Origin of the sequence: Synechococcus sp. UW106 (genome assembly GCF_900474015.1) — a bacterium.
Taxonomy (GTDB): Bacteria; Cyanobacteriota; Cyanobacteriia; order PCC-6307; family Cyanobiaceae; genus Parasynechococcus.
Genome location: NZ_UCNV01000009.1, coordinates 619833 through 629536 on the forward strand (window position 1 = coordinate 619833; position 9704 = coordinate 629536).

The following is a 9704-nucleotide window of genomic DNA, read 5'->3' on the forward strand; positions in this document are numbered from 1 at the left end:
CCACCCGTCGCAATCGAATTGCATTGTCGATGACCATCCATGCTGCACCCACAACAACGCCTCGCTGGGCCGATTCCAGCCGAGGCCTCGGCCGTTTGATCGAGGCGTTGATCGGTATCGGTCTGCTGCGTCGTCCCCTGTTCTTCCAGGCGCGGCAGCTGATCATTCGCACGGCTGAACGCAACGGCATTCCTTGGCGGGCCCGACGCAAGGAGCTGCAGCAGGCGGCAGCACCGTTGCTGGCTGCCAGCACTACGGCAGGTCTGACCCCGCCGGACTATTACCTATCCCGATTCCATGCCTATGAGCAGGGCAACCTCTGCTGGCAGGCTGCCGCTGAAGCCGAGCAGGCCACCGATGCCATGGCCCTGCGGGTTTGGCCGGAGGAGCAGCTGCAGCCTGCCGAGGCTCAGGCACGACTTCGAAATGCCATCCATGCTGTGGCAGAACCGTTGCTTCCCGGATCGATCGACCGTGTCGTGGATCTGGGCTGTTCCGTCGGGGTGAGCACCCAGGCCCTTGCCCGCTGGCTGAACGCCCGGGCCGCAGCAAGCTCTGCGCACCCTCCGATGTTAATCGGCCTGGATTTGTCGCCAGAGATGCTGTCGGTGGCCCGCGTGCGTGACCCCCAGGGCCTTGTGCACGACTGGCGCCATGCCGCTGCCGAAGCCACTGGGCTGGCCTCGGGTTCCGTTGATCTGGTCAGCCTGCAGTTCGTCTGCCATGAGCTCCCCCAGGGAGCGACCCGTGCTGTCCTGGCCGAAGCGGCCCGGCTGCTGCGGCCCGGTGGTGTTCTGCTGATGGTGGACCAGGATCCCGGCTCCTCGGTGCTGCAGCGCTTGCCGGCGCCGGTGGCCACGCTGCTCAAGAGCACAGAGCCCTTCATTGAGCAGTACTTCGCCCTGGATCTGCCCGCAGCGTTGCAGGAGGCCGGGTTCCGGAATCCCAGCATCCGTGCCTGCGACCCACGGCACCGTGTGATCGCCTGCTTACGCTGAGCCGACGCTCCAACGTCGATCCGTGACCAGCACTTTGCCCAACGCCAGCACTCCGGATCCCTCCAGCTTGCAGCCGGCGGTTCGTCCCGGTGCCCATGGGCGCTTTGGCCGATTCGGTGGGCAGTACGTGCCTGAAACCCTGATGCCGGCTTTGGCGGAGTTGGAGCAGGCGGCCGCCCAGGCCTGGAATGATCCGGCCTTCACTGCTGAGCTCAACCGCCTGCTGAAGAACTACGTCGGTCGGGCGACACCGCTCTACGAAGCTGAGCGTCTTTCAGCCCATTACCGCCGCTCCGACGGTGGTCCCCGCATCTGGCTCAAGCGAGAAGACCTCAACCACACCGGGGCGCACAAGATCAACAACGCTCTGGGGCAGGCCTTGCTGGCACTGCGCATGGGCAAGAAGCGGATCATTGCTGAGACCGGTGCGGGCCAGCACGGCGTCGCTACGGCCACGGTCTGCGCTCGCTTCGGTCTCGAGTGCGTGATCTACATGGGCGCCGAAGACATGCGCCGTCAGGCCCTCAACGTGTTTCGCATGCGCTTGCTGGGCGCCACCGTGCAACCGGTGACGGCGGGCACCGCCACCCTTAAGGACGCCACCAGTGAAGCCATCCGCGACTGGGTGACCAACGTTGAGTCCACCCACTACATCCTCGGCTCCGTCGCTGGCCCGCATCCCTACCCAATGTTGGTGCGGGACTTCCACGCGGTGATTGGTGAAGAGTCCAAACAGCAGTGTCAGGAGGCTTTCGGTCGGCTGCCGGATGTGTTGATGGCCTGTGTGGGTGGTGGCTCCAATGCCATGGGCCTGTTTCATCCCTTCGTTCAGGACACCTCAGTTCGTCTGATCGGCGTTGAGGCCGCCGGCGATGGCGTGGCGACAGGCCGCCATGCCGCAACGATCACCGAAGGCCGTGCTGGCGTTCTCCACGGCGCCATGAGCCTGTTGCTGCAGGACGGCGACGGCCAGGTGATGGAGGCCCATTCCATCTCGGCTGGTCTCGACTATCCCGGTGTCGGCCCTGAGCACAGCTACCTCCGCGAAATCGGCCGGGCGGAATATGCGGCCGTCACCGATCAGCAGGCCCTGGATGCCCTGCGGTTGGTGAGTGAGCTGGAGGGAATCATTCCGGCCCTGGAAACCGCCCACGCCTTCGCTTGGCTCGAGCAGCTCTGCCCCACCCTGGCCGAGGGCACCGAAGTGGTGATCAACTGCTCCGGTCGAGGCGACAAGGACGTCAACACCGTGGCGGAAAAGCTGGGCGATCAGCTTTAAGGCTCAGGCATCAAGCCAGCAGTAACTCCAGATGCCGGGCTACGCGCTGCACCGCAGCGCGTGCCGTGGCGTAGGCCATGCGCATGGGACCCACGAGGGCCACGTGCCCGAGCCCCTCGTTGCAGCGATAGGGGGCTTGAACCACCGCACAGGCCTCCAACGCTGGCTGTGGATGCTCATCGCCGATCCAGACCCGTGCGGATGCACCGCGACTGATCAAGGTGCAGGGCTCGTCGTCGATCAGTTCCAGCAGCGGCCGAAGGCTTGCCGTGCTTTCAAATTCCGGTTCGCTCACCAGCCTTGAGAGGCCATGCACCACAACAGACGTGGGGTTGATGGTTGGGGTGGGCTGGTCAAGGGCACTACGCAGCACAGCGCCGCTGCGTTGCAACTGCCTGGGTAGTGCCTCCCAGTTCAGGTCGCCCTCTTCGAGCTGCGCTGACGCCCAGCGTTCCATCGCTGTGAGCTCGGCTTCGGCGCCGTGCGGCAGGCGCAGGTTGAGATGGCTTGCGCTGCCATTGGCTTCTACCAGCATCACCAGCAGTCGATCACCACTCGGCACCAGACGGATCGTCTTCAGTTGGCGGTTTTCCTGCTGCGGTTGGGTGATCAGGCTCATCAGGCCGGTGAAATCCGTCAGTCGCCGTGCCAGATGCATCAGCAGGTCATCGAGACCCGCCCAGCGCAGGCTCAGGCCCGTGAGCTCCCGTTCCAGGTGCTGAACGGCAACGCCGGGTTCCGGCAGTAGAGCATTCACGTAGTGCCGGTATCCCATCGGACTGGGAATGCGTCCGGCTGAGGTGTGTGGTTGATGCAGCAGACCACGACGTTCCAGAGCTCCCATGGCGGAGCGAACGGTGGCTGAGCTGGCGGGGATGCCGAAGCGTTGCACCAGGGTGCGGCTTCCCACGGGTTCCATGGTGTCGACGTAGTGGTGCACCGTCGCCTGAAGCACCTGTTCTTGCCGAAGGGACAGGGGCTTGCTCATCAGTAGCGGGGAACGCTGGGATCCACCTGAAGGCTCCAGGCATCAATTCCTCCCTCAAGGTTCCACACCTCGAGGCCCCAGGGCTGGTCCAGCAGCCACAGACCGAAGTGGTAGCTGCGAATGCCTGCATGGCAAACCACCACCACCGCTTGATCGGGCTTGAGGTCGGCTTGCAGCGTTGTGAGCCATTCATTGGATTGGCTCAGGGGTCGGTGCAGCACTGAACCGGGGAAAGACGCGATCGCGAGTTCAGCCGCCTCACGCACATCCACCAGTTGGGGTGAAGGCTGCTCACTTTGCAGCCACTGCTGCAATTCGGAGGCTTGGATTGGTTGTGGTTGGGATTGGCCCATGGCGCCATTCTGCGTTGATGGACAAAGATGAAGCGATCCGAGAATGCCGGCCCATGAAGGCCCGCCCCTTCCTCAGCGCTGTTGGCGCTGTGCTGCTGTCGCTGCTGCTTCTGGCTGCTGGTCTGCTTTGGACCATGGATCGCCAGAGCCCCCTTCACCTGGCTGAGCAGCCTTTGCGTCTGCCCCGGGCGGCTCGCTTTGTGCCGAGGGATGCCGATTTGTCCCTGCACTGGCTGGCCGATCCCAGGCGTCTGCCTGCCTATGCCCAGGCCGTCGCCCCTGCATCGGAACGCCGCGATGCCCGCGATGGTGCACGGCAGTGGCGTGAGGGGGTCTTCGCCTTGGCGGGCCTGCAGTTTGGTCTTGAGCTGGAGCCCTGGCTTGGCGAGGAAGTCAGCCTCACCCTCACCGATGGGGGCTCCAGCGCCGGCTGGGTTCTGGCCTTGACCAGTCGGGATGACGATGGCGCCAGGCGCTTCTTGCAACGGTTCTGGCAGACCCGCAGCCTGGCGGGCACCGATTTACAGATCAGTAGTTACCGCGGCATCGGTGTGATCAGCGGACAGGGGGCCTTGGTGGGGCATGACCCCCAACCTCTGGCCACGGCCTTGATCGATGACGATCTGCTCTTGGTGGCCTCAGGCCGGGGCGTGCTGGAGCAGGCCCTCGATGTTTCCCAGCTCCCGGATCAGCATCAGCTGGGGGATGAACGTCTGCAGCGTCAGGTCGCTGATCTCGGTCAGGGTGTGGCACTGCTGACGGCATCGCCACACGCCCTTCAGCATTGGTTTCAGTTCCCTGAGGTGGTGGCCCAACGCGAGGATCTGAGCGGACTTGTGGCTTCGCTTCGGCCGGAAGGCTCGACCCTGGCGGTGGATGGGCGACTCGGGTTCCTGCAAGAGATTGCTTCCGCCCCATGGCCTGACCTGACGGATCTGACCGCTTCGGCTGGTGGACATGGCCGTTGGCTGGCGCAGCTGCAAAGCCCAGCACGTCTGTTGGATCCGGGCGAAAGCCATCCGCTGGCCCAGTGGTTCGGTCCGGTTCTCGCGCAGCAGTTGCGGGACCAGCCGGCTGCAGATGCTGTTGTTCAGTCGGATGACGGCCCGCTCCTCTGGCAAGACCAGTCCGAGGGCTGGCTCTTGGCCACCCGCTCGCAAAGTCCCGCCAGGGATGCGGTGGATGCACGTCTGCAGGAGCAAGGCCTGACCCGGTCTGAGCTGGACGGAGATGGTGAGGTCTTGAGTGTGTGGACGCGTCTTGTTCGCCAGCGGGGACGCCAGCCTGGAGTGGATGCCCAGTTGGCCGTGGCTCAGGCCAGCTCGTCCTCTCTGAACTGGTGGGGTGAGTCGTTGATGGCTCTGGCGCAGCGCCAAAACGGACGTGCCCTTCAGCCTCGCCTGAACCAGTGGCAGGAGCTCGCATCGGCCTCCCAACCCGTGCAGGCTCTTCTTTTGGCGGATGCCCCGGCTCGATCACTGTTGGGTCAATGGCGGCCATGGGGGCTGCTGCAGGTGATGGCAGGGCGGCCCTTGCAGGATCAGGTCCGGGGTCTAGCGTTCGCCGTCGACGTTGATCGTCTGGAGCAGAGCGGCACCGAGATTCCTTTGCATGCCCGCCTCGAACTCGGCTGAACTGGTTCTGCTGCGGCATGGCATCGCAGAACCCCGCCAGGCGGGGCGGGATCATCCGGATCGCCCCCTCACCGCGGCCGGGCGTCAGCGCACGCAACTGGTGATGGCAGCCTTGGTGCGACGGGGGCTGAGGCTGGATCGCCTGTTGTCCAGTCCCTACCGCAGGGCACTGCAAACGGCTGAACTGGCCCTAGAGGCGGGGCTCGCCTCAGGCCTTGCGGTGGACGAACGCCTCAAACCAGGAGGGGCACTTGAAACGCTGCTGAGCTCGGTCGATGGACGGCTTGGTCTGGTGGGCCATGAGCCGGATCTTGGAGATCTGGCCTGCATGCTTCTGGGGTGTCCCCCTGGTGGATTGCTGTTGAAGAAAGCCGGCGTGATCCAGCTGCATTGTTCGGCGGGTCAGTGGCAGTTGCAGACCTTGCTCCGCCCGGCCCTGTTGATTGAAGATTTAGGTTGCTGATAGAGGCAATCAGGTGGTGGCCCAGCAGCAGACAGGAGACCTGCGCCATGCGCGGACCGGGATCGAACTGCGGCCAGGCCTCGACGGTGTTCCGGCGACCCAGTCGGGCATCTGCGATATCGATGGAGACCAGGGGCTGCTCACCTATCGCGGCTACCCGATGCAGGATCTGGCAGCCAACAGCAGCTTTCTGGAGACGGCCTACCTGCTGATCTGGGGAGAGCTGCCCAGCCGCGATCAGTTGGCGCAGTTTGAGCACGCTGTGCAGATGCATCGGCGTGTCAGCTTCCGGGTGCGGGACATGATGAAGTGCTTCCCGGCCAGCGGCCATCCGATGGATGCCCTGCAATCGAGTGCAGCATCCCTCGGCCTGTTCTATTCCCGCCGGGCCATTGACGACCCGCAATACATCTATGACGCGGTAGTGCGGCTGATTGCCAAGATCCCGACGATGGTGGCGGCGTTTCAGCTGATTCGCAAAGGCCAGGATCCGATTCAGCCTCGGGATGATCTGGCCTACTCCGCCAATTTCCTGTACATGCTCACAGAGCGGGAGCCTGATCCACTGGCGGCGCGCATTTTTGATCGTTGTCTGATGCTTCATGCCGAGCACAGCCTCAATGCGAGCACCTTCAGTGCCCGTGTCACCGCCAGCACCCTGACGGATCCCTATGCCGTGGTGGCCTCTGCAGTCGGCACCCTGGCGGGGCCGCTCCACGGGGGAGCCAATGAAGATGTTCTCGCCATGCTGGAGCAAGTGGGAAGCCCCGAGAACGCCGGTGCCTTCCTCGACGATGCCGTCGCGTCCAAGCGGAAGGTTATGGGTTTCGGCCACCGCGAGTACAAGGTTAAAGATCCCCGCGCAGTGATCCTTCAGTCGCTGGTTGAGGAAATGTTCGACAGCTTTGGCCATGACGACCTCTACGACGTGGCCCGGGCGATTGAGCAGGAAGCGGAGTCCCGTCTTGGCCCGAAAGGCATCTATCCCAACGTGGATTTCTATTCCGGGCTCGTGTACCGCAAGCTCGGGATTCCCAGGGATCTGTTCACGCCTGTCTTCGCGATCGCCAGGGTCGCCGGCTGGCTGGCCCATTGGCGTGAGCAGCTGGGGGCGAACCGGATTTTTCGGCCCTCGCAGATCTATTCCGGGTCACAGCCACGCTCTTGGATGCCCATCGAGGAGCGAGTTTCGGCTCCGGCCGCCTAAGTTGCACCCACTTCCGTCGACACCATGGTGAGTCCGGGACTTGACCTGGAATTGAGCTTTAGCCAGGCGCTGCAAGGCTTAGGCCTCTCTCCAGAAGTGGCGAGACTGCTCTGGCTGCCGCTGCCGATGCTGCTGGTCCTGGTGGCTGCAGTGGTGGGTGTGCTCGTGTCGGTTTGGTTGGAACGCAAGATTTCGGCCGCCGTTCAGCAACGGATCGGACCTCAGTACGCCGGTGCCCTTGGCGTGCTTCAGCCTCTGGCCGATGGCCTCAAGCTTCTGGTCAAGGAAGACATCATTCCGGCGCGGGCCGACAGCCTGCTGTTCACCCTGGGCCCGGTTCTCGTGGTGGTGCCGGTGATCATCTCCTGGTTGATCATCCCCTTCGGTCAGAACCTCCTGATCAGCAACGTGGGCGTGGGCATTTTCCTTTGGATCGCCTTCAGCAGCATTCAGCCCATCGGTCTGCTGATGAGCGGTTATGCCTCGAATAACAAGTATTCCCTTCTTGGCGGCCTCAGGGCAGCAGCGCAGTCGATCAGCTACGAGATCCCCCTGGCTTTAGCGGTGCTGGCCGTGGTGATGATGACCAACTCGCTGAGCACCGTCGACATCGTTGATCAGCAGACCGGAGCAGGCATCCTCAGCTGGAACATTTGGCGTCAGCCTGTGGGTTTCCTGATCTTCTGGATTTGTGCCCTGGCTGAGTGCGAGCGGCTCCCGTTCGACCTCCCTGAAGCCGAAGAAGAGTTGGTCGCCGGCTACCAGACCGAATACGCGGGCATGAAGTTTGCCCTCTTCTATCTGGCCGGATACATCAATTTGGTGCTCTCCGCCATTCTGGTCAGCGTCCTCTATTTGGGTGGTTGGGGTTTCCCGATTCCGGTCGAGTGGCTGGCCGGCTGGCTCCATCAGCCCATTGACGCCCCTCTGGTGCAGGTCATCACTGGTGCTGTCGGCATTGTGATGACCGTGCTGAAGGCCTATCTGCTGGTGTTTGTGGCCATCCTGCTGCGCTGGACAACGCCCCGCGTGCGCATTGACCAGCTGCTGGACCTGGGCTGGAAGTTCCTGCTGCCGCTGTCCTTGGTCAATCTCTTGGTGACTGCGGCCCTCAAGCTCGCCTTCCCTGTTGCGTTCGGTGGCTAGGTTTTACTACCTAGCATTCATTGCGCTCCGGCTCCGCTTCGTTCTCTCCCCTTCAGACCATGTTCGGCTTCCTCAAACAGGTCGGTGATTACACCCGGGATGCGGTCGATGCAGCCCGGAATCTGGCCCAAGGATTTTCGGTCACGTTTGACCACATGCATCGCCGTCCGGTCACGGTGCAGTACCCCTACGAGAAGCTCATTCCCTCCGAGCGTTATCGGGGTCGAATTCACTACGAGTTTGATAAGTGCATCGCTTGCGAGGTTTGCGTCAGGGTCTGCCCGATCAACCTGCCGGTGGTGGATTGGGTAATGAACAAGGCGACGAAGAAAAAGGAGCTTCGGAATTACTCCATTGACTTCGGCGTTTGTATTTTCTGCGGTAATTGCGTGGAGTACTGCCCCACCAACTGCCTCTCGATGACTGAGGAGTATGAGCTGGCTGCGTTTGATCGCCACAGCCTCAACTACGACAACGTTGCCTTGGGGCGGCTCCCTACCAGCGTCACCACAGATCCTTCGGTGATTCCATTGCGCGAGCTGGCATATCTCCCAGCTGGGGAGTTGGATCCACACACCGTGCCTGCAGATCGCCCGCGGGCCGGCCAGCTGCCCTCCCAGGTTCTGGAGACCCTCACTCCGCCGCAGAAGCCAGCAGTCAAGGATGAGGGACAATCCTCCAGTGAGGACAATGAGGGCGACGCATGACCATCGCGACCACCACCGAGCTGATCTGTTTCCTGGTGCTGTCTGCCGTTGTGGTGGTTGGCGCCCTGGGTGTGGTGCTTCTCAGCAACATCGTCTATTCCGCCTTTCTGCTTGGCGGTGTGTTTACAGCTGTTGCAGGGCTTTATCTGCTGCTCAATGCGAGCTTCGTGGCCGCTGCCCAGATCCTGGTTTATGTCGGCGCAATCAATGTGCTGATCCTGTTCGCGATCATGCTCGTGAACAAACGGGAGGATTTGAAGGCCATCGCCAACCTCACCACCCGACGGGTGGTGTCAGCTGGCGTCTGCGCCGGTCTGCTGGCTCTGCTGGTCCGCGTTGTGGTGACCACTCCTTGGTCGCTTCCAGGCCCCGCCGCCGTGGGTGAGGAGGCCACCGCGCGCATCGGTGAACACCTGTTCACTGATTACCTCTTACCGTTTGAGGTGGCTTCAGTGCTGCTGCTAATGGCCATGATCGGAGCGATCGTTTTGGCCCGCCGCGATGTGTTGGCCACCGATGTGGTCACCGGTGAAGTGGCTGACCAGGGCCTGATCGAGAAGGCTCGTACTCCCTTGCTGATGAACCGAGCGGACTGATGAGTGATTTCCTTTCAACGCTTCCTTCCCTGCAGGCTTACCTCCTGGTGGCCGCAATGTTGTTCTGCATCGGTGTCTGGGGACTGATCAATAGCCGCAACGCCGTTCGGGTGTTGATGAGCATCGAGCTGATGCTCAATGGCGTGAACATCAATCTGATGGCCTTCTCATCCTTTGTGGATGGCGATCTGATCCGAGGTCAGGTGTTCGCTGTGTTTGTGATCACGGTGGCTGCCGCTGAAGCTGCGGTTGGTCTCGCGATCCTGCTGTCGCTTTATCGCAATCGCGTTACCGTCGACATGGAGCAGTTCAACCTGCTGCGCTGGTAATTCC

Annotated in this window: 11 protein-coding genes; 9 read left to right on the plus strand and 2 right to left on the minus strand. The window is 62.5% G+C overall.

Features of this window, described 5'->3' with window-relative positions; all coding sequences use genetic code 11:
- Positions 1-29 precede the first annotated feature (29 nt).
- Positions 30-998, plus strand: coding sequence for a class I SAM-dependent methyltransferase (locus DXY30_RS10790; protein WP_115094911.1), 969 nt, complete (start codon positions 30-32; stop codon positions 996-998).
- A gap of 22 nt (positions 999-1020) precedes the next feature.
- Positions 1021-2277: a tryptophan synthase subunit beta gene (trpB, locus tag DXY30_RS10795; RefSeq protein ID WP_115094912.1), complete on the plus strand. Its 1257-nt coding sequence runs from the start codon at positions 1021-1023 to the stop codon at positions 2275-2277.
- Between the two features lie 10 nt (positions 2278-2287).
- Here trpB and DXY30_RS10800 read toward each other — a convergent pair whose 3' ends face one another.
- Together DXY30_RS10800 and DXY30_RS10805 are read right to left on the minus strand one after the other, a co-directional pair.
- Positions 2288-3265 carry a heat-inducible transcriptional repressor HrcA gene (locus DXY30_RS10800; protein WP_115094913.1) on the minus strand — a complete coding sequence of 326 codons (978 nt, stop codon included), beginning with the start codon at positions 3263-3265 and terminating at the stop codon, positions 2288-2290.
- The gene (locus tag DXY30_RS10805; protein ID WP_115094914.1) at positions 3265-3618 is read right to left on the minus strand and encodes a rhodanese-like domain-containing protein; all 354 of its coding nucleotides are present in this window, start codon (positions 3616-3618) and stop codon (positions 3265-3267) included. Before DXY30_RS10805 ends, DXY30_RS10800 begins: the two co-directional genes overlap by 1 nt.
- A 53-nt stretch (positions 3619-3671) precedes the next feature.
- On the opposite strand from DXY30_RS10805, the gene DXY30_RS10810 reads away from it, so the two are divergent.
- From DXY30_RS10810 to nuoK, 7 genes are read left to right on the plus strand one after another with little or no spacing between them, the layout of a single operon-like run.
- Positions 3672-5252, plus strand: a complete 1581-nt coding sequence (locus DXY30_RS10810) for a DUF3352 domain-containing protein (RefSeq protein WP_244281366.1) — start codon at positions 3672-3674, stop codon at positions 5250-5252.
- Positions 5230-5715, plus strand: coding sequence for a histidine phosphatase family protein (locus tag DXY30_RS10815; RefSeq protein ID WP_115094916.1), 486 nt, complete (start codon positions 5230-5232; stop codon positions 5713-5715). Before DXY30_RS10810 ends, DXY30_RS10815 begins: the two co-directional genes overlap by 23 nt.
- Positions 5716-5731: 16 nt before the next feature.
- Positions 5732-6922 (plus strand): citrate synthase, encoded by a 1191-nt coding sequence (locus tag DXY30_RS10820; protein WP_115094999.1) that lies wholly within the window; start codon positions 5732-5734, stop codon positions 6920-6922.
- Positions 6923-6949: 27 nt separating this feature from the next.
- Positions 6950-8068, plus strand: a complete 1119-nt coding sequence (nuoH, locus tag DXY30_RS10825; RefSeq protein ID WP_170951238.1) for an NADH-quinone oxidoreductase subunit NuoH — start codon at positions 6950-6952, stop codon at positions 8066-8068.
- Positions 8069-8127: 59 nt separating this feature from the next.
- On the plus strand, positions 8128-8775 hold the full coding sequence (ndhI, locus tag DXY30_RS10830; RefSeq protein ID WP_115094918.1) for an NAD(P)H-quinone oxidoreductase subunit I: 648 nt from the start codon (positions 8128-8130) through the stop codon (positions 8773-8775).
- Positions 8772-9371, plus strand: coding sequence for an NADH-quinone oxidoreductase subunit J (locus tag DXY30_RS10835; RefSeq protein WP_115024450.1), 600 nt, complete (start codon positions 8772-8774; stop codon positions 9369-9371). Before ndhI ends, DXY30_RS10835 begins: the two co-directional genes overlap by 4 nt.
- Positions 9371-9700 carry an NADH-quinone oxidoreductase subunit NuoK gene (gene nuoK / locus DXY30_RS10840; protein WP_115024448.1) on the plus strand — a complete coding sequence of 110 codons (330 nt, stop codon included), beginning with the start codon at positions 9371-9373 and terminating at the stop codon, positions 9698-9700. Before DXY30_RS10835 ends, nuoK begins: the two co-directional genes overlap by 1 nt.
- Positions 9701-9704: the final 4 nt, after the last annotated feature.

Bases quoted from the DNA above. Each gene is read 5' to 3' on its own strand.
- DXY30_RS10790 (WP_115094911.1), top strand. From the start codon at position 30: ATGACCATCCATGCTGCACCCACAACAACGCCTCGCTGGGCCGATTCC.
- DXY30_RS10800 (WP_115094913.1), bottom strand. From the start codon at position 3,265: ATGAGCAAGCCCCTGTCCCTTCGGCAAGAACAGGTGCTTCAGGCGACG.
- DXY30_RS10805 (WP_115094914.1), bottom strand. From the start codon at position 3,618: ATGGGCCAATCCCAACCACAACCAATCCAAGCCTCCGAATTGCAGCAG.
- DXY30_RS10810 (WP_244281366.1), top strand. From the start codon at position 3,672: ATGAAGGCCCGCCCCTTCCTCAGCGCTGTTGGCGCTGTGCTGCTGTCG.
- DXY30_RS10815 (WP_115094916.1), top strand. From the start codon at position 5,230: ATGCCCGCCTCGAACTCGGCTGAACTGGTTCTGCTGCGGCATGGCATC.
- ndhI (WP_115094918.1), top strand. From the start codon at position 8,128: ATGTTCGGCTTCCTCAAACAGGTCGGTGATTACACCCGGGATGCGGTC.
- DXY30_RS10835 (WP_115024450.1), top strand. From the start codon at position 8,772: ATGACCATCGCGACCACCACCGAGCTGATCTGTTTCCTGGTGCTGTCT.
- nuoK (WP_115024448.1), top strand. From the start codon at position 9,371: ATGAGTGATTTCCTTTCAACGCTTCCTTCCCTGCAGGCTTACCTCCTG.